The 18,280-nt window shown below is 71.2% G+C and carries 13 protein-coding genes; 6 read left to right on the forward strand and 7 right to left on the reverse strand.

Annotated elements, in window-relative coordinates; genetic code table 11:
• The first annotated feature begins 60 nt into the window (after positions 1-60).
• Positions 61-3,048 (forward strand): glycoside hydrolase family 35 protein, encoded by a 2,988-nt coding sequence (locus H293_RS0101750; protein WP_020116164.1) that lies wholly within the window; start codon positions 61-63, stop codon positions 3,046-3,048.
• A gap of 51 nt (positions 3,049-3,099) precedes the next feature.
• A complete protein-coding gene (locus H293_RS54430) occupies positions 3,100-4,839 on the forward strand; it encodes an endo alpha-1,4 polygalactosaminidase (protein WP_078612496.1) in 1,740 nt (579 codons plus the stop codon).
• Between the two features lie 18 nt (positions 4,840-4,857).
• Here H293_RS54430 and arfA read toward each other — a convergent pair whose 3' ends face one another.
• The 5 genes from arfA to H293_RS0101780 form a co-directional block, all read right to left on the reverse strand.
• A complete protein-coding gene (gene arfA / locus H293_RS0101760) occupies positions 4,858-6,369 on the reverse strand; it encodes an arabinosylfuranosidase ArfA (protein ID WP_020116165.1) in 1,512 nt (503 codons plus the stop codon).
• A 66-nt stretch (positions 6,370-6,435) separates the two neighbouring features.
• Positions 6,436-7,404: an arabinan endo-1,5-alpha-L-arabinosidase gene (locus H293_RS0101765; RefSeq protein WP_020116166.1), complete on the reverse strand. Its 969-nt coding sequence runs from the start codon at positions 7,402-7,404 to the stop codon at positions 6,436-6,438.
• A 358-nt stretch (positions 7,405-7,762) separates the two neighbouring features.
• Entirely contained in the window at positions 7,763-8,629 is an 867-nt protein-coding gene (locus H293_RS0101770; protein WP_020116167.1) for a carbohydrate ABC transporter permease, read from the reverse strand.
• Entirely contained in the window at positions 8,626-9,576 is a 951-nt protein-coding gene (locus H293_RS0101775) for a carbohydrate ABC transporter permease (RefSeq protein WP_020116168.1), read from the reverse strand. Before H293_RS0101775 ends, H293_RS0101770 begins: the two co-directional genes overlap by 4 nt.
• On the reverse strand, positions 9,573-10,922 hold the full coding sequence (locus H293_RS0101780; RefSeq protein ID WP_020116169.1) for an extracellular solute-binding protein: 1,350 nt from the start codon (positions 10,920-10,922) through the stop codon (positions 9,573-9,575). Before H293_RS0101780 ends, H293_RS0101775 begins: the two co-directional genes overlap by 4 nt.
• A gap of 179 nt (positions 10,923-11,101) precedes the next feature.
• Between H293_RS0101780 and H293_RS0101785 the strand changes: the two genes are divergently transcribed.
• The 3 genes from H293_RS0101785 to H293_RS0101795 are packed head-to-tail and all read left to right on the forward strand — an operon-like array spanning position 11,102 to position 14,326.
• A complete protein-coding gene (locus H293_RS0101785; protein WP_020116170.1) occupies positions 11,102-11,692 on the forward strand; it encodes a hypothetical protein in 591 nt (196 codons plus the stop codon).
• Positions 11,689-12,921 (forward strand): MAB_1171c family putative transporter, encoded by a 1,233-nt coding sequence (locus H293_RS0101790; RefSeq protein ID WP_020116171.1) that lies wholly within the window; start codon positions 11,689-11,691, stop codon positions 12,919-12,921. The genes H293_RS0101785 and H293_RS0101790 overlap by 4 nt, the downstream gene beginning before the upstream one ends.
• Complete coding sequence (locus H293_RS0101795) at positions 12,914-14,326, forward strand: NAD(P)/FAD-dependent oxidoreductase (RefSeq protein ID WP_028807455.1); 1,413 nt, start codon at positions 12,914-12,916, stop codon at positions 14,324-14,326. The genes H293_RS0101790 and H293_RS0101795 overlap by 8 nt, the downstream gene beginning before the upstream one ends.
• Before the next feature lie 7 nt (positions 14,327-14,333).
• Here the strand turns inward: H293_RS0101795 and H293_RS0101800 are convergent, their stop codons facing one another.
• Together H293_RS0101800 and H293_RS0101805 are read right to left on the reverse strand one after the other, a co-directional pair.
• On the reverse strand, positions 14,334-15,182 hold the full coding sequence (locus tag H293_RS0101800) for an SMP-30/gluconolactonase/LRE family protein (protein WP_020116173.1): 849 nt from the start codon (positions 15,180-15,182) through the stop codon (positions 14,334-14,336).
• Entirely contained in the window at positions 15,179-15,952 is a 774-nt protein-coding gene (locus tag H293_RS0101805; RefSeq protein WP_028807456.1) for an IclR family transcriptional regulator, read from the reverse strand. Before H293_RS0101805 ends, H293_RS0101800 begins: the two co-directional genes overlap by 4 nt.
• 252 nt (positions 15,953-16,204) lie before the next feature.
• Here H293_RS0101805 and H293_RS0101810 point away from each other — a divergent pair, with 252 nt between their 5' ends.
• On the forward strand, positions 16,205-18,259 hold the full coding sequence (locus H293_RS0101810; RefSeq protein ID WP_020116175.1) for a TerD family protein: 2,055 nt from the start codon (positions 16,205-16,207) through the stop codon (positions 18,257-18,259).
• The last annotated feature ends 21 nt before the right edge of the window (positions 18,260-18,280 follow it).

Here is an 18,280-nt window from a genome sequence, read left to right on the forward strand (position 1 = left end):
CACACCAACCACACCCACGGACGGACTGGCGCTAGCGCGGCACGACCAGGAGGCGCTCCCTTGGAGCTGAGCAGACGTACATTCAGCGCCCTCGCCGGCACCACGGCGCTCGGCTTCGCGCTGAGCGGCAGTGGTGGGGAGACCACCCGGGCCTACGCCTCCCACAGCGTGCCCACCGGCCCCGCGCCCGGCGCGCCCGCCGCCGACCGGGCGCGCCACAAGGTCGGCTACGACAAGCACTCGCTGCTGGTCGACGGCCGGCGCCTGGTGCTGTGGTCCGGCGAGATGCACCCCTTCCGGCTGCCGAGCCCGTCGCTGTGGCGGGACGTCCTGCAGAAGATGCGCGCCCACGGCTTCAACGCGGTGAGTGTGTACGTGGCCTGGAACTACCACTCCCCCGGCCCCGGCCAGTACGACTTCACCGGCGTCCGTGACCTCGACCTGTTCCTGCGCACGGCCACCGAGACCGGTCTGTATGTGATCCTGCGCCCGGGCCCGTACATCAACGCCGAGGTCGACGGCGGCGGCTTCCCGGGTTGGCTGGCGGCGACCGCGGGCCGGGCCCGCACCTCCGACCCGGCCTATCTGTCGTACGTCGACGAGTGGCTGACCGAGGTGAACGCCATCGCCGCCCGGCACCTGTTCACCAGGGGCACGGGCACGGTCCTGCTCTACCAGATCGAGAACGAGTACGACGCCTTCGTCGACGAGCCCCTCGGCCGCGACTACATGTCCCACCTGTACAAGAAGGTGCGCGCCGACGGGATCAACGTCCCGCTCTTCCACAACGACAGGGGCAGGAACGGTCATTGGACCCCCGGCTCCTTCAACACCGGTGGCGAGGAGCGCGGTTGGCTCTACGGCTTCGACGGGTACCCCTTGCCGTCCGAAGTGCCGCCCGACTGGGGGGACTTCGGTGAGGGCGGGCTGAAGGGCGGAGCCACGGCCAGTCCCCGGACGCCCGGGTTCATGCCGGAGTTCGGCGGGGGCTGGTTCGACTCGTGGGGCGGGGCCACGTTCGACGGCAAGGGGTACGCCGAGGCGCGGCGGACCCGGGACGCGGCCTACGAGCGGCGCTTCCAGCTCACCAACCTCGCCAACGGCATCACCGTGCACAACGTCTACATGACCTTCGGCGGCACCTCGTGGGGCTGGCTGCCCGCGCCGCAGGTCTACACGTCGTACGACTACGGGGCGGCGATCGACGAGGCGCGCAGGCAGACGCCGAAGCTGGCCCCCACGCACCAGCTCGGCCATCTCCTGCGGACCGTGCCGGACTTCGCCAAGCTGGACCGGGCCGACGCGGTGCGGGCCGCGGACGAGCGGCTGAAGGTGTACCACCTGACCAACCCGGACACCGGCTCCCATGTGTACGTCGTGCGCAACGACACCGACGCGCCGATCACGACGACCGTCCCGGACGCCGGGATCGACGTGGCGTTCACCGTCGCCGCCCATGACGCCCGACTGCTCGCCGCGGGGCTCCAGTTGGGCGGGCGCACGCTCAGGTTCGCCACCGCGCAGCCCATGATGTGCCTGAAGGTCGGGCGGATGGACGTCGCCGTGTTCACGGCCCCGCACGGCGAGATGGCCCAGGTCCTCATCGAGTGCCCGGAGGAGCCGCTGGTCACCCGGGGCGACGCGGAACCCGCGTGGAACTACGACCTCGGGGTCCTCAGGATCACGGCGCCGATGGGTGTCGGCGGCCTGGCCCGGGTGCGGATCGAGGGCGGCGGCAGCGACAACCCGCTGCTGCTGGTCTTCGCCGACGACCCCGGCTCGCTGCGGCTGTTCCCGGTGGACACCCCGACCGGTCCGGTGCTGGTGTACGGTCCGTCGCTGGTGCGCGGGGTCACCCTGGACGGCGCGACCGCCCATCTCACCGGTGACACGGTCGAGGGCACGGGCATGGAGGTGTGGGGGCCGCGCGGGATGGGCCGGATCACCTGGAACGGGCGCCCGCTGCGCACCTCCGCCACCCCCATGGGCAGTCTGCGGGCCGACATGCCGGCCACGCCCGGGCAGCTTCCCGTCCCCGCCGTGGGCGAGGTGCGCCTGCCCGCGCTGGGCGGCTGGCGGCGCCGTACCGAGAACTTCGAGTCCGCCCCGGACTACGACGACTCCGGCTGGACCACCGCCGACCGCACGAGCTCGTACAGCATCACCCCGGTCCCGAAAGGGCAGCCGGTCCTGTTCGCCGACGACTACGGCTTCCACTACGGCGACGTCTGGTACCGGGGGCGCCTGACGGACGCGGACGAGCTTGAGTCGGTGTCCCTGTCCTACAGCACGGGCACGCAGGGGCTGCTGATGGCGTGGCTGGACGGTGAGCCGCTGGGCACGCACCGGATGCCGGTGCCGGACAAGGGCACCGCGCGCAAGGGCAGTTGGACGGCGACGGCCACCTTCGACACGCCGCCACCCACCGGGCGGGCGCCCCGCGTCCTGTCCGTCCTGGTCCGGCGGATGGCGCACGACATGGACGGCGGGTCCACCGACTCCCACAAGGCGGCCCGGGGACTGACGGCCGTCGGCTTCAAGGGCGGCTCTCCGAAGGCGAGTTGGCGTATCCAGGGCGAGACGGCACCCGACCCGGTGCGCGGGCCGCTCAACAACGGCGGACTGTACGGGGAGCGCAAGGGCTGGCATCTGCCGGGATTCGCCGAAGAGCACTGGGAGGACACGCAGTTGCCGCGCGCCGACCGGCGCCAGGGGGTCACCTGGTACCGGACGACGTTCCGGCTCGCCGTGGACGCCGGCATCGACGCCTCCGTCGGCCTCGACCTCGACGACGACCCGAAGCGCGCCTACCGCGTGCAGATCTTCCTCAACGGCTGGAACATGGGCCAGTACGTCAACGACGTGGGCCCGCAGCACACCTTCGTCCTCCCCAACGGCATCCTGCGCACCCGCGGCACCAACACCCTGGCCCTTGCGGTGCTGTCCGACGGGACGACGGAGTCCGGGCCCGGGGACGTACGGCTGAGGCTGCTGGGGACTTCGGCCGGAGGTGTACCGGTCACGCCGGTGGATTCCCCCGGCCGCTAGCCTGATGTCCTTGAACTTTCGACCACCCGTACTCGGAAAGGGTGTCCCGCGATGCCGCTGAGCCCCGGCGATCCGGAGTCCATCGGCGGCTACACGCTGGTCGACCGGCTCGGCAGCGGTGGCATGGGGGTCGTCTACCTGGGCCGCTCGGACTCCGGGCGGCGGGTCGCGGTCAAGCTCGTGCACCCCGCGCACGCGCTGGACGAGGAGTTCCGCACTCGCTTCCGGCAGGAGGTCGCGGCGGCCCGCCGGGTGAGCGGGGCGTTCACGGCTCCGGTGGTGGACGCGGACCCGGACGCCCCGCAGCCGTGGATGGCCACCCTGTACGTCCCGGGCCGCACCCTCGCGGACGTCGTGGCCCAGGACGGCCCGCTGCACGGAAGCGCGCTGCGGGTGCTCGCGCTGGGCCTCGTCGAGGCGCTGCGGGACATCCACCGGGTCGGCATGGTGCACCGTGACCTGAAGCCGAGCAACGTCCTGATGGCCGAGGACGGGCCCCGGGTCATCGACTTCGGCATCTCCTACGCCGTCGACAACGAGGCGCTCACCATGACCGGGCGGCTGATCGGCACCCCGCCCTTCATGTCCCCGGAGCAGTTCGCCGCGCCGCGCGAGGTCACCGGGGCCTCGGATGTCTTCTCCCTCGGGTCCCTGCTGGTCTACGCGGCCACCGGCAGCCGCCCGTTCGACGGCAGCAGCCCGTATCTGACGGGATACCAGGTGATGCACGAGCCGCCGGCCCTGGACGGGGTCGCGGAACCGCTGCGCGGCATCGCCGAACGCTGCCTGGACAAGGACCCGGCGGCCCGGCCGGAACTCGGTGAACTGCAGGAGCTGCTAAGGGCGTTGCCGGACACCGGGGCGCCCGCGGCCCCAGCCGCACCGGTGCCGCCCGGACCGTCCGACTCCACGGCGACCGGACACCCGGTCTCGCGACGGGGGCTCCGGCGGCGCCTCCTCGTCGCTCTCGTCACGGCCCTGGCCGTCACCGGGCTGGGCATCGCGGCGGTGTGGGCCGGGTCGGACAAGGACAGCGCGGCACCGTCACCGCCCGAGCCGACGTCGTCCACCTCGCCCGTATCCGTGACACTCCCGCCCCGGCACGTGCCCTGGGACTACCAGATCGGCGGCGCGTACCCTCCCGCGGCCGGTGTCCGGGTGGTGAGCCGCGGCTACGAGGACGCGCCCGCGCCGGGGCTCTACAACATCTGCAACATCAACGCCTTCCAGGCGGAGTCGGGCGAGGAGAGCGACTGGGACGCCGACCTGCTGCTGCGCGGCGCCGACGGGAAGACCGTCTACGACAAGGACTGGGACGAGGCCGTCCTGGACATCCGTACGGCCGCCAAGCGCGAGCGCGTCGCCGCCCGCTTGGACACCTGGATCGACGCCTGCGCGGCCAAGGCCTACCAGGCCGTGGAGCCCGACAACTACGACTCCTTCACCCGCTTCCCGTCGTATCTCAAGGCCGCCCAGGCCGAGGCCCTGATGAAGCTGCTGGTGACGCACGCCCATGCCAAGGGGCTGGCGGTCGCGCAGAAGAACACCGCGGAGCTCGTCTCCGACCGCGCCTTGCCGGGCCTGGACTTCGCCATCGCGGAGGAGTGCGCGGAGTACGACGAGTGCGGCACGTTCGCCGACGCCTTCGACGACCACGTCCTGGTGGTCGAGTACACGAAGAAGGGTCTGACCACGGCGTGCGCCGGCTGGAGCAGCACCCTCAGCGTGGTGCGCCGGGACGAGGACGTCGTGCCCGAGGGCGCCGACGGGTTCCTGCGCGAAACCTGCTGACGCCCTCGGGGACCCTGCTCAGCCCAGCCGGATCACGTTCCAGGACAGCGGCTCCAGTACGGCGGTGAGGGTGCCGTCCGTCAGCGCGGTGCCCTCGGCCGCGTGCGGGGCGACCCGCTCGGGCTCGTCGAGGGTGTTGCGGGCGTCCGGGTCTGCGTCGGCGAGGACGCTGTGCTCGACCACGCTCGTCAAGTCCAGCCCGTTCAGGGCTACTTCGAGGGGCAGGGACTGCGACCGGCTGCGGTTGACGGCGAACACGGTGACCGACCCGTCCTCGGCGCGCACGGCGGTGGCGTGCAGGAGGTCCGTCTCGCCGTACTTCTTCGTCTCGTACGTCGGCGAGTCGACCCGTACGTCGAGGACCTCGCCGCGGCCGAACCGCGAGGCCTGGGCGAACGGGAAGAACGTCGTCTGACGCCAGGCCGGGCCGCCCGGCTCGGTCATGATCGGGGCGATCACGTTGACCAGCTGGGCGAGACAGGCGACGGTGACCCGGTCCGCGTGCCGCAGCAGGGCGATGAGGAGGGAACCGAAGACGACCGCGTCCAGGACGCTGTAGTTGTCCTCCAGGAGACGGGGGGCCTCCGCCCAGTCCCGCGCGCCGGAGTTCTCGATCTCGTGCCACTCCGAGATGTACCAGACGTTCCACTCGTCGAAGGAGAGGTTGATCTTCTTCTTCGACTTGAGCTTCGCGCCGATGTGGTCGGCGGTGGCGACCACGTTCTCGATGAAGGACTCCATGTCGACGGCGGAGGCCAGGAAGGAGTCGACGTCGCCGTTCTCGGGCTGGTAGTAGGCGTGCAGGGAGATGTGGTCGACGAGGTCGTACGTCTCGGCGAGGACCGTCGCCTCCCACTCGGCGAACGTGGGCATGGACTGGCTGGAGGAGCCGCAGGCGACGAGTTCGACGCCCGGGTCGATCTGGCGCATCGCGCGGGCCGTCTCGGCGGCGATCCGGCCGTACTCCGTCGCCGTCTTGTGGCCGGTCTGCCAGGGGCCGTCCATCTCGTTGCCCAGGCACCAGAGGTTGATGCCGAAGGGGTCCTTGTCGCCGTGGGCGGCGCGGAGGTCGGAGAGGGCGGTGCCGGATGGGTGGTTGGCGTACTCCAGGAGTTCGAGGGCCTCGGCGACTCCGCGGGTTCCGAGGTTGAGGGCCATCATCGGCTCGGCCTGGGGGCCGACCTTCTTCAGGAAGGCGATGTACTCGGAGAGACCGAAGCGGTTGGTCTCGGTGGAGCGCCAGGCGAGGTCGAGGCGGCGGGGGCGGTCCTCCACCGGGCCGACGCTGTCCTCCCACTTGTAGCCCGAGACGAAGTTGCCGCCGGGGTAGCGGATGGCGGTGACGCCGAGTTCGCGGACGAGGTCCAGGACGTCGGTGCGGAGGCCTTCGGCGTCGGCCGTGGGGTGGGTCGGCTCGAAGATGCCGGTGTAGACGCAGCGGCCGAGGTGTTCCACGAAGCTGCCGAAGAGGCGGGGGTTCACGTGGCCGACGGTGAAGGCGGGGTCGAGGGTAAAACGGGCGGTGCTCATCTTGGCCTTCCGGTTTCAGTCTCGTCTGCAGGTGGTTCGTGGCTGGTCGCGCAGTTCCCCGCGCCCCTAGAAGACCTCGGGCCAGCCGTCCTTTGTCCAGCTCAGGCGGTTCAGCCCGAGCTTCGGTGTGCCGTTGTCCTCTGCGTCGTAGTAGTGGTAGGCCAGCCAGTCCTGGCCGCGGGTGCGGAAGACCGACTCGCCTCCGGTGCCGATGTACCTCCCGTGTCCTGCCAGCAGCACGTCGCCGCCGCCCTCCAGCAGGGGCTTGCCCGTGCTGTCCGTGTACGGGCCGGTGATCGCCGTCGATCTGCCCACCCTGATCTTGTAGGTGGAGTCCGCTCCCGCACAACAGGCGTCGTAGGACGCGAAGAGGTAGTAGTAGCGGCCGTGCCGCACGATGGACGGGCCCTCGACCGCGTACGGGGCGTCGGGGCGGGTGGCCAGGTGGTGGACGCGGGCCCCGGGGAGGGCCTTCCCGGTGACCGGGCTGAGCTCGACCATGCGGATGCCGGTCCAGTACGAGCCGAACGCCATCCACAGCCTGCCGTCCGCGCGGACGATCGCCGGGTCGATGGCGTTCCAGGAGTCGGCGGTCCCGGAGGCGAAGACCTTGCCGTGGTCGGTCCAGGTGCCGGGGAGGCCGGACGGGGAGGTGGCCACGCCGATCGCGGAGTGGTTGGTGCCCCAGGACGAGACGGCGTAGTACAGCCAGTACCGGCCTGCCCGGTAGGAGATGTCCGGCGCCCAGGGGTCACCGGTGTCGTTGTACTCGAACCACCAACTGGGCGCCTCGGCGAAGGCGTTCCCCGCGTCGGTCCAGTGCCTGAGATCCCCGGACAGCCGGGCCCCGATCACACCACCGGTCGAATAGGCCACGTAGCCACCGGACTTGAGGGCGATCACGGCCGGATCGTGGATGATCTGCTGCCCACTGATCGGGAGCGGGTCGGGATAGCCGGTGTCCGCCTGGGCCGTGGTCGGCAGAAGTGCGATGAGGGCGGCGGCCAGGACGGTGGCAAGTCTGAGTCGCTTCAACTGGAGCTCCCTACAGTATGGTGGCCCGCCGGGGCCGGGTGAGGTCGGTGTGGCGCTGCCGTCCGGGTGACTGCGCGGAGATGACCGCCCGACCGCCACCGACCCGGGCGGATCCCGCTGTCGCGCACCGCCTTCTCGACGTCCGCGGAGAACCACCCATGCCGACGGACCACGAGGTCCCGGCCCCTGCGCAGCCCCGCTCCGCACCGTGACGGGAAGGCCGGCCCACGGGGACCGCATACGACCGGTGCGGCCATGTCCCCCCGCCGACTGCAAGGAAGCGACCGCCCTGCAGACCCCGTCGGGACCACCACCGAGTCCCGCCCGGCCTCCGGCTGCACCCCATACCGTGGTCGTGTCACTGGCCCGCCAGCCCCGTATGGGCCACCCCCGCCACGATCTGGCGTTGGAAGAAGACGAACACGATGATCAGGGGGAGGCCCGCCATGAGGCCGCCGGCCATGAGTTGGGCCCACTGGATGCCGTAGGAGTTCATGACGGTCGCGATGCCGTTCGGCATGGTCATCAGGTCGGGGTTGTTGGTCACCATGTAGGGCCACAGGAAGTTGTTCCAGGAGGCGATGAAGGTGAAGATCCCGACCGCCGCCAAGGAAGGCCTCGCCAGGGGGACCACGATGGTGAAGAAGACCCGCCAGCGGCCCGCGCCGTCGATGAACGCGGCCTCCTCCAGCTCGCGCGGGACGCCCTGGAAGAACTTGTAGAGGATGTAGACCATCGCGGCAGGCGCGCACTGGGGAAGGATCATGCCCCAGTGCGTGTCGACCATCCCCATCTGCTGGACCGTCGTGAAGAGGGGCACTCCCAGGACCGCCGGGGAGATCATCAGGCCCGACATGACGATGCCCATCAGGACGCTCTTGCCGCGGAACTCCGTGCGGGCGAAGCCGTATCCGGCGAGGGCGCTGACCGTCAGCACGACGGAGGTGACGCAGACCGACACCACCAGGGAGTTGATGAACCAGTCGGTGATGTTGCCGGTCTCCCACAGCGCCTTCCACGCCTGTCCCGTCCAGACCTTCGGCAGCCAGTGCGGCGGGATCTCGGCCGCCTCCGCCTCGGACTTGAGGGAGGTGAACAGCGCGGCCGCGATCGGTGCGACGAAGACGGCGGAGACGGCCACGCCGAGCAGCGTGAGGACGACCTGGCCGGGCGTCCAGGGCTTACGGGGACGGGGGCTCCTGCGGACCTGCACGGCGGTGGTCATCGGCCGCTCTCCTCACGGTTGCGCAGCAGCCACATCCGCGCCAGCGCGACGACTGCGATGATCACGAAGAAGATGATGGACATCGCGGAGGCGTAGCCCACCCGGTAGCTGGTGAAGCCCTGTTCGAGGGTGTACTGGACGAAGGAGCGGGTGCTGACCTCAGGACCCGGTCCGAAGTCCATCATCACGACGGCCTGGTCGAAGAGCTGGAGCGAGGCGAGGATCTGGAGCGCGATCACCAGGCCGGTGATGTTGCGCAGCATCGGCAGCGTGATGTGGACCATGCGGTGCCAGGCGTTCGCGCCGTCCAGCTTCGCGGCCTCGTAGAGGTGGCCGGGGATGCCCTGGAGGGCGGCGAGGTAGAGCAGGAAGCTGAAGCCGACGGTCCACCACAGGGTCTCGATGACGATGGCGAGCATCGCGTACGACTTGTCGGTCAGCCAGGGTGTGTCGAGCCCGAAGGTCTCGTTGATCAGGCCGATGCCCTGGGTGAACAGCCACTGGAACATGTTGGCGGCGACCGTCGAGGGCAGCAGGAACGGCACGAAGAAGCACAGCCGCCACAGCCACTTGCCGCGCTCGATGTGGTGGGCCAGCATCGCGAGCAGGAAGGCGAGGACCGTGATGCACGGGACGACCAGCAGCGTGAAGTACGCGCTGTGGCCGAGCGCGTCCCACATCGCCCGGTCGTTCAGGGCCTCGCGGTAGTTGTCGAGGCCGACGAAGCTCGCGCCGTCGCCGGAGATGTTGGCGTCCGTGAAGCTGAGCCAGACGCCGCGCAGCAGCGGCCAGATCACGAACAGCACGAAGAGCGCCAGGAAGGGGGCGACGAACCAGCCCCCGTGCTGGAAGCCCTGCCTGCGGCGCACCGTCGCGACGGCGGTCGCGGTCCTGGCGCGGGCCGGTGCGGCGACGGCTCCGGTCGTCATGTGAGCGCTGGTCGTCATGCGACCGCATCTCCCCGCGCGGCGGTCCTGCCGTCCATCGGGTTCTTGGCGGCGAGGAGTCGGGTGAGGTGCTTCTTCATCGTCCGCGCGACCGAGGCCGGCTTGGCGGAGCCCATCGTCGAGGAGACGACGACCGGTCCGAGGTCCTGGGCGAGCACCCCGGTGGAGCCCGCGAACCACACCTTCGGCTCGGTGGCCTGGTGGTCCATGGCGCTCACGTACTCGTTCTGCGGGGTGAGCTTCTTGTACGCGGCCGTGGACAGCGTCGGCGTGTACGCGGGGATGTGACCGCCGGCCGCCCACTGGAGGGCGTGCGTGACGACGTACGCGGCGAGTTCGTGGGCGCCCTCATCGGTGGCGCCGCCGCGGCCCGCCTGGTGCGGCAGGACGAAGGCGTGCGACTCGGCGTGGGTGGCCTGTCTGCCGAACACGGGCGGCAGCGGGGTCGCGCCGTAGTCGAGCTTCGCGCCGGAGAACACCGGCACGGACCAGTTGCCCTCCCAGGTGAAGGGGGCGCCGTTGATGAACTGTTCGCCGGTGGGGGCGCCGGGGATGACGTACCCGTCGGTGACGTGCCTGCGCAGGAACTCCAGGACCTGGGTGGCCTTGTCGGGGTCGAAGAGGACCTCGGTGTTGTCGTCGTTGAACCACGTGCCGCCGAGCTGGGTGTAGAAGGCGACGAAGAACCACCACTGGAAGTTCTGGTCGTTGGTCCACAGGCCGATGGTCTGGAGCCCTTTCTTCTGGGCCGCCTTGGCCTTCTTCAGGACGTCGAACCACTCGTCGGTGGAGGTGACCGGGACCATCCGGCCGTCGTCGCCGAGCAGGCCGGCCTTCTTCAGCACGTCCCTGCGGTAGAAGCAGAGCTGGACGTGGATGTCGAGCGGGAGGGCGTAGAGCTTGCCGTCGATGACGCCGCGCTTCCACAGCGCGGGGTTGTAGTCCTGTTCGCGTACGCCGTACTTGGCGAGCAGGTCGACGTCCCAGGGGTCGAGGAGGCGGCCCGGTGAGAAGCCGGTGACCCGGCCCATGTGCATGACGCCGAGGTCGGGGGCGCGGTTGCCCGCGGCCGCCATGGCGAGCTTGGTGTAGAAGGGGTTGCCCCACTGGAGGGTGGAGTCCTTCACGTCGATGTCCGGGTGGGCCTTTCGGAAGGCGTCCAGCATCGCGATCATGTTGGCGCCGTCGCCGCCGCTGAAGAGGTTCCAGTAGCGCACCCGGGTGTCCGCCCCGGAGGCGAGCGCGTCGGCCCCGGTGCCGAGGGCCGCGAAGCCGAAGCTCGCGGCGACGCTCAGTCCGCCGGCCGCGGAGAGAAGATGCCTGCGGCTCAGGTCAGGTCGTCCCATTCCCTGCCCCATCTGTTCGAGATCTCGAATTGCGCCCGTAACTTCGAACGGGACCGTAGGCAGGAAGCGCTTTCTAGTCAATGGGGTACGCAGCAAAATCCGATCGCGTGACGGGACCGGACAGGGCGCGTAGTCTCGAACAGCCCGTCCTAAGGCGGCGGGAGAGTTCAGGGGGTGGGATGGACATCGCGGGTGCGCGCAGGAGTGCGGCCCGGATCGCCTCGGCGCTACGACGCACCCGTGCGACCTCGGCCATGCGCGATCTGGTCTCCCACCTCACCGCCGCGGTCCGGGCCAGACCCCGTCCCCCGGCCGACCTGCCCGAGCTGTGCCGGGCCCTGTGCCAGGAGATGAGCGCCCGCCGCGGCGGCCGCCCCGTCGACCTGCGTTTCGAACGGTTCCCCGACGAGATCGCGGTGACCGGACTGTGGGTGGAGTTCGAGGACTTCGACCTCGTCATCGTCGAGGAGCGGGCCGAGGAGATGCAGCAACTGGTCATCCTGGGCCATGAGTTGTGGCACCTGCACGCCGGCCATGCCCACCACCACGCGGCCGCGGCGGACGCGCTGGCCAGGCGGCCCGGCTGGGACTCCGTCGCCCTGACCGTGGCCGCCCGCGACGGCTCCCGGGCGGCGGACGAGGCCGAGGCGGACGACTTCGGGCACCGGCTGGCGGCGGCGTTCCGGCCGTTCGTCTCGGGCCGCGGCTCCGGTGCCCGGCCCGACACGGTCCAGAGAACCCTCGGCTACCGCGGAGGCGGAGCGCGGTGACACACCCCCACCTGACCGCGGGGACGGTCGGGTCCCTCACCGGTCTGAGCATCCCCTACTGGCTGCCGGGCCTGGTCCTCGGAGCGGCCCTGGCGATCAAGCTGCCCAGCATCGTCAAACTGTGGCGGGACCCGCTGCTGCGGGCCGTGGGCGGCCTGCTGCTGTTCGCCTGCGCGGTGTTCCTGTTCGCGGCCCCGAGCACCATCGCCTGGACGAACCGGGTCACCGGCGTCCCGAACATCGCCGCGCCCTGGGTGTACTCGCTGCTCACCGCGCTGTGCGCGTCCTGGCTGCTGCTCGTCGTGCACTGGCGCGACGGCCGCACCGAGCACCACGCCCGGACCCGGCGGGCGACCCGCTGGGTGATCTGGGTGTACGCGGCCGTGGTCGTCGTGATGTGGGTGCTGTTCGCCCTCGCCGACGTCCCCGTGGAGCGGATCCGGGACCTGGACACCTACTACGCCGGCACGCCGTTCATGCGCGAGCTGATCCTGCTCTACCTGCTCGCGCACACCGTGGCCAGCCTGATCACGTCCGGGCTGGTGTGGAACTGGATCCGCACCGCCGGCCTCGACGCCTGGCTGCGCTGGGGACTGCGGTTCCTCGGGATCGGCTTCGCGACGAACCTGCTCTTCAGCGCGGCCAAGCTCACCGCCGTCGTGGCCCGCTGGACCGGGCACGACCTGGATTGGCTGAACACCAACATCGCCCCGGCCGCCGCCTGCGTCGCCGCCACCCTGGTCGCGATCGGCTTCATCGTCCCGCACGCCGGCCAGTACCTCCACGAGCGCTGGCTGGTCCGCCGTCGCCACCGCGACCTCAGGTCCCTGTCCCGGCTGATGCGGACCGTCGCGGGCAGCCGCGAGCCGCTCGCCCTGCGCGCCACCGCCGAGATGCGGCTGATCCGCCGCGAGACCTTCATCCGCGACGCGCTGCTCCAGCTGTCCCGGTTCATCGACGAGGACCTGCGCGTGCGGGCCTACGACACCGCGCTCGCCCTCGGTTTCGAGCGCGGCCGGGCCCAGGCCCTCGCCGCCGCCGTGACCATCCTGGACGCCGTCGAGGCGGGGCGGCGGGCGCCGGACACCGAGGGCGACGGCGACCCCGACACCACGTACCTGCTCCAGGAGATCGCGGCCGTGTCCGAGGTCCTGCGCAGCCCCGACGAGATCAAGGCGGTACGCGCCCGCGCGACCGTCCCGGCAGAGAGCATGTCCACGCATGACTGAAAGCCCCTCCCCCGCCCGAGTCGCCGTCGTCCTCGGGGGATCGCACACCGGCATGCTCGCGGCGGCCGCGCTGACGGGCCTCGCCGACCGGGTGGTCGTGGTGGAGCGCGACGAACTGCCCGAGGGCCCGGCCCCGCGCAAGGGGCTGCCGCAGGCCCGGCACGCCCACATGCTGTGGTCCGGCGGGGTACGGGCGATGGAGGAGCTGCTGCCGGGCATCACCGCCGCGCTCCTGGACGCCGGGGCACGCCGGGCGCCGGTCACCACCGACATGGTCGTCCACTCGGCCCACGGCTGGTTCCGGCGCTGGCCCGAATCCCACCACGTGATCCTGGCCGGCCGGGATCTGCTGGACGCCACGATCCGGGCACGGGTCCTCGCCGACGAACGGGTCGAGGTGCTCGGCGGCGCGGAGGCACTGGGGCTGGTGGGCGGCGCGGCGGCCGTCACCGGGGTCCGGGTGCGGGAGGCCGACGGCCGCGAACGGACCATCGAGGCGGGGACGGTCGTGGACGCGACCGGGCGGTCCTCCGGAACGCCCCGTTGGCTGGCGGACCTCGGGCTGCCCGCGCCGGAGCGCCGCGAGGTCGACTCGGGCCTGGCGTACGCGAGCCGCCTCTACCTCGCACCCGAACAGGCCCGCGACGGCTTCCCCGTCGTCAGCGTCCAGCCCGACACCCGCGAGCCAGGCCCCGGCCGCTCGGGCTTCCTGCTGCCGATCGAGGACGGCCGCTGGATCGTCACCCTCAACGGCACCCGCGGCGGCGAGCCGACCGCCGCCGACGCCTCGGGCGAGGACTTCGTACGCTTCGCCCGCGAGGAGCTCAGACATCCGCTGATCGGCGACCTGCTCGCCCGCGCCGAGCCGCTGTCCGAGGTCGCCTTCACCCGTACGACCGTCAACCGGCGGAACTTCTACGAGCGGGCGGCGGCCTGGCCGGAGCACTTCACGGTGCTCGGCGACGCGTTGGCCGCGTACAACCCGGTCTACGGGCACGGTCTGGCCGTCGGCGCCCAGAGCGCGCTGATCCTGCGGGACCTGACACGGCGGCACGGGTTCGGGGCGGCCGGGCTGTCCCGCCGGGTGCAGCGGGCGGTGGCCCGGCCGGTGGGGGCCGCGTGGGACCTGGCCACCGGACAGGACGTCTTCTATCCCGGGGCGACGGAGACCGGCCCGACGGCCCGGGACCGGCTCGTGGCCGCGTACGTCTCGCGTCTCATGCGCACGGCCACCGGGAACGGCCGGATCGCCCGCCGGGTCACCGACGTGACCTCGCTGGAGCGGCGGGCGGAGGTACTGCTGACGCCGGCTGTGCTGCTGGCGGCGGTGCGGGGGCCGTCGATACCGGCGTTGGCCGAACCGCCGCTGACCGATGAGGAGTTGAAGAAGGCGGGCCTTCAGTAACCGTCCCTCAGCCCGCGAACGACGGCTGCCGCACGCCCTTGCCCGCGCCCGGCACCACCAGCAGGGAGCCCGCCACCGGGTGCGGGGCGTCCAGGCCCACCCGGGCCGTGGTGATGTACAGGTCGGTCAGGTCCGGGCCGCCGAACGCGCACGCGGTGACGCGCGGGGCAGGGAGGGTGATCACCCGGTCCAGCCCGCCGTCGGGCGTGTAGCGGCGGACCGCTCCCCCGTCCCACAGCGCGACCCACACGCACCCGTCGGCGTCGACGGTGAGCCCGTCGGGGAACCCGGCGCCGTCCTCGATCTCGACGAGGGTCCGGCGGCCGGAGATGTGCCCGTTCTCGTGGTCGAAGACGTCGACGCGGCGGGTGGGCGAGTCGACGTAGTACATGAGCCGGCCGTCCGGGCTCCAGCCGGTGCCATTGCTGACGGCCACGTCGTCGAGGACGGTCCGGTGCGTGCCGTCACCGGTGACCCGGGACAGGGTGCCGCCGCCCGGTGCTTCGTCGTAGCGCATGGTGCCGGCCCACAGCGAACCGTCGGGGGCGACGGCGGCGTCGTTGGCCCGGCGGCCGGGGACGGGCTCGTGGTCGAGCCAGCGGAAGGAGCCGTCGGGGTCCAGCAGGGCCACGCCGTCCCGCAGGTTGAGGACCAGTCCGCCGTCGGCGCGCGGCTTGACGGCGCCGATGTGCTGGTCGAGGACGCGGACCGTGCGCTGCCCGGAGACGGGGTCGTAGCTGTGCAGCCGGGCGCCGAGGATGTCGATCCACAGCAGCTTCTCGCCGTCCCAGGTGGGCCCCTCGCCGAGGGTGGCCTCGGCGCGTACGGCGACGTCGAACTTCGTGTAGCGGGTCATCCCACACTCCGGTGGCCGAGGCGCTCGGACAGTTCGGCGGCGCCCTTGGCGGCCAGCTGCTCCAGCTCGCCGCGGCGGTCGTCGCTCCAGCGGATCATCGGCACGGAGATGGAGAGCGCGGCGACGACCTGCCCGGTGCGGTCGCGTACCGGGGCGGCGACGCAGGACACGTCCGGGTTGGACTCCCGGTTCTCGACGGCGACCCCGCGCTGCCGGATCTCGTCGAGGGCCTCGCGCAGGGCCGCGGGGTCGGTGATGCTGTTGGGGGTCATGCCGACGAGCGGAGTGTCCTCCGGGATACGGGAGGCGAGCTGCGGCTCGGGGAGGGAGGCGAGGAGCATCTTGCCGACGGAGGTGCAGTGCGCGGGCAGCCGCCGGCCGGCGGCCGACACCATCCGCACCGCGTGCGTCGAGTCGACCTTGGCGATGTAGATGACGTCGGTGCCCTCCAGGATCGCCACGTGCACGGTCTCGTCACAGGTCTCGGCGACGGACCGGGCGACCTGCTGGCCCTCGGCGGCGAGGTCGAGCTGCTCGGCGTACCGGCTGCCGAGCTGGTAGGGCCGCACCCCGAGCCGGTAGCGTCCCGGCTGTCCCGGGACCTGGACGATGTACGACCGGGCGGCGAGAGTGGTCACCAGCTCGTGCACGGTGGTGCGCGGCAGCTGGAGCCTGCGCACGATGTCGGGGGCGGAGAGCGTCCCGTCTCCGTCGAGGAAGAGCTCGAGAATGTCGAGAGCCCGGGTCACGGCAGGTACGAGGCGTCCCACAACCGGCCCCCTCCCTTTGCGTCTAAGGCGTCTGCGTTCGAAATTTCAACAGACGATCGGCATGACGAACACAGGCTAGCGACATGCTGTTTCCTCCGGCAATGGTCAGGCGCGTCCCGAACTCCCCCTCCGGCCTGTTTCCGCAGGAAGGACACCGGTGTGAGCTGCCGGTACTACTGTGTTCGTGTGCGACACGTCACATTGCGTGGTGTGTCCGGGGGATGTGATCCAGGGGGGGATCTCGTGCTTGAAATGATCAAAGGGTCGAACACTGCCCTGTCGGCCCTGAGTGAGAACGCCGGTTCGGTGATCGTGAGCCTGGGCTGGAGCAGTCCGGCGGGGGACGGGGACGCTGATGTGTCCGTCTTACTGCTGGGCCGGGACGGCAAGGTCCGCAGCGACGCGGACTTCTACTTCTACAACAACCCGGTGGCCGCCGACGGAAGCGTGCACCTGCTGGACAAGACACCCACGGAGGACGGGAACGAAGACCGGATCGGCTTCGACCTGACCGCGGTCCCGCCCGAGGTCGACCGCATGGTGGTGGCCGCGAGCCGCTACGAGGGCGCCCACTTCGGCGAGCTGGACGACCTCCGCGTCACCCTCTCCGACGCGGTCGGCGAGACCCTCCTCCGCTTCACCGTCGGCGACGCGGGAACGGTCAGCGCGATCATCTTCGGCGAGCTGTACCGGCGCGGCGACGAATGGAAGTTCCGAGCCGTCGGCCAGGGGTACGACTCGGGGCTGGCGGGCCTCGCCACGGACTTCGGGGTGGACGTCGACGACGACGCGGAGACGGCCGTCGAGGTCGTGGACGACATGGCGGTCACGGCCGCTCCGGAGCCGGCTGTGAACGGCCGGCCGGTCGCAGTGGCGCCGGGCGGGGCTCCGGAGCCGGATCCGTCGGGCGCGCTGGACGCCGTTCCGGCTCCCCGCCGATCCGGCGACGAGGCCGGAGCACGCAGACCGGCTGCCCGGCCCCGCACCGCCAAGAAGCGCGCCGCACCGCCCAGCACGCCACCGAAGTCGCTGGCGGAGAACGACTCCTGGAAGCCCGCCAGGCTCTTTCCGGTCTCCGCGCTCAAGAGCGACCGGGACCGGGAGATGCGCGCCACCTCGGTCCTGCTGTCGGTGATGACCCAGGTTCCGCGGTTCGGCAGACGGCTCACCGCCGCGTTCGGGGCACCGTCGGGCCGTATGGAGACGTTCACCGAGGTCTCCCTGCCGCACGGTGACACCCCCCGGCGCCCCGACGGGGTGATCCGTATCGAGCGGGCCGGCAAGCTGTGGACGGCTCTCGTCGAGACGAAGACCAACGGCAACCCCCTCAAGGCCGACCAGGTGCAGGCCTATATGGACATCGCCGCCCGGCGTGGCTACGAGGCCGTGATCACGCTGTCGAACGACGTGGCGCTGGAGGGCAGTCCCCTGGTCGACGTCAGGATCGACCGACGGCGCAAGCACCAGGTGGCGCTGTGGCACCTGTCCTGGGCCGAAGTGGCCCATCAGGCGCAGATGCTGATCCGGCACGAGGGCGTCGGGAACGCGGCACGGACCTGGCTGCTCCAGGAGCTGCTGCACTATCTCCAGCACGAGAACTCCGGTTGCCACGGTTTCCAGAACATGGGCTCGGCCTGGGTACCGGTGCGCAACGGCATCAGCGACGAGACCCTGTGCCAGGGCGACCCCCGCGCCCTCGAAGTGGTCGAGAGCTGGGAGCGGCTCGTCCGCCAGGTGTGCCTCAGGCTCGGCGGCGAACTCGGGCAGAAGGTGCTGCCCGCCCAGCGCGCCCGGCGCGGCACCGACCCCGAGGCCCGCCGAATGCAGCTCGCCGACCGGCTCTGTACGGAAGGCCGGCTTCAGGCGGAGCTTCGCGTCGAGCAGGCACCCGGCCTGCTCACGATCGGCGCCGATCTGCGTACCGGCAGACTGCGCACCTCGATCGAGTTCCCCGCGCCCGAGCAGGGCTACCCCCTGACCTGGGTCAAGCGTCTGGTCCGCCGTCTCGCCGAGGCACCGGCGGACCTGCATGTCGAAACCCTGGTAGAGGGCGGGACGGGAGGCCCCCGGGGCACGCTGGAGCGGCTGCGCCCCGAACCGGCGGACATGCTGCCGAAGGGAGGTGCGGCCATCACCGGTTTCCGTCTGTCCCTCTTCAAGAACATGGGGAACAGCCGCGGCAACGCCGAGTCCAGCTTCATCCGCAGCGTGGACGACGCCGTGCACCGCTTCCACTCCACGGTGATGGTCCACCTGGACGCTCCCGCGGCCCGGCGAACGGGGGCCAGGGAGCGGGCGGGGGTGTGAGTCCCCGGGGCGGCGGTCCGC

Origin of the sequence: Streptomyces canus 299MFChir4.1, assembly GCF_000383615.1 — a bacterium.
GTDB lineage: Bacteria > Actinomycetota > Actinomycetes > Streptomycetales > Streptomycetaceae > Streptomyces > Streptomyces canus_C.